General features: G+C 40.1%; 2 protein-coding genes. Both read right to left on the reverse strand.

From position 1 onward, the window contains the following. Nucleotides 1–80 precede the first annotated feature (80 nt). The gene (locus GQR46_RS05520; protein ID WP_165740325.1) at nucleotides 81–581 is read right to left on the reverse strand and encodes a DUF3299 domain-containing protein; all 501 of its coding nucleotides are present in this window, start codon (nucleotides 579–581) and stop codon (nucleotides 81–83) included. 14 nt (nucleotides 582–595) lie between these two features. Next, nucleotides 596–1,223, reverse strand: a 628-nt coding sequence (locus tag GQR46_RS20645; protein ID WP_240922889.1) for an ABC transporter permease, incomplete at its 5' end; no start/stop codon positions are given.

A 1,223-nucleotide genomic window follows, 5' to 3' on the forward strand; every position in this document is an offset into this window, starting at 1 on the left:
TGAATATTTAGTTGTGTAAATTTTATCGATTCTAAATTTAATGATATTTAAGGGCCAGCTTTAAAAGCTGGCCCTTTATTTTAAAGCTCGAACGGTGCTACACCGACCGCTTTCATTTTATATCCTACCTGCGCTATTTCGCCCGACCATGTTTGTGTACTTATGACTCCAGTTACAACAATTGCGTCGTATAGGCTATCTATTGGTACTCCACCTTTAATTGTTACATGGACTATTTGATTTGGCGGTGGTGGTGGTACGTGTATACAGGCGCCAAAATAAGGGACGAGTAAAAACTCAGTAATGACTTCGCTATCGCCCTCAAGTGGTACAACAAAGCCGGGTAAGCTTACCGATTGCCCATCAAGTGCTTTTACTACTGGTGCATCTAAATCGGGTTGCACCCAGTTTTGATCGCTACCTTCGTGATTAGCTTGTGCTTGAGTGTCTATTTGCACGTGGTTTTTAGGGATTAAGTCTTCCCAAAAAATTTCTTTTGGTGGATTGGCACTGCTTATAAAGCTTATAAATAATAAGCTAATACACAAGCTGTAATTAACTGCTGTTTTAAAAAATGTCATAGAGTACCTAAAAATTATGCTTTTATACTCATGCCATCGCTGAGTGAATAAAAATAAGCGCGAGTAGCGGGTATTAAGCCAATAATAAAACCGGCTGCCATAATAACGCCGATTAAGCCCAGTTCATAGTAAGAGAGCATTGTGATATTTACGCTTATACCGGCATGACTTTGTAAGTAACCGCCGGCTGAAAAAATAACTAAATAGTAAAGCGCACTACCTACTAGGCAGCCAAGCAAAGTGGTGAGTAGTGACTCAATACTTATAAGTGTAAATAAATGCCAAGGGCGAGCGCCTACCGAACGTAATATAGCAAGTTCGCGACGACGCTGACTTAAATTTGCAAGCAATGTCGTTAGCATGCCAAGTAGGCTTACTAACACGACAACAGCTGAGAATAGTAAAAGTATTTTTTCTACTATGGCGAGCATTTCCCATAACTCTTTAAGTGTTACGGTTGGCATAATGCCAAGCAGGGCTTCTGGCTTATATTGATTTATATTGCGCCTAATTTGTAGTGTGTACAAAGGCGAATTAAATCCCATTAAAAATGCTGTAATTTGTTTTGGATGACCCGTTAAATCATTATGCTTTTCGTGTTCAGCGTGTTCAGCGTGTTCAGCGTGTTCAGCGTGTTCAGCG

The sequence above is a fragment of the Pseudoalteromonas sp. Z1A6 genome, from assembly GCF_011378745.1.
GTDB lineage: Bacteria > Pseudomonadota > Gammaproteobacteria > Enterobacterales > Alteromonadaceae > Pseudoalteromonas > Pseudoalteromonas arctica.

Coding starts and splice junctions, on each gene's coding strand:
- GQR46_RS05520 (WP_165740325.1), bottom strand. CDS start 581: ATGACATTTTTTAAAACAGCAGTTAATTACAGCTTGTGTATTAGCTTA.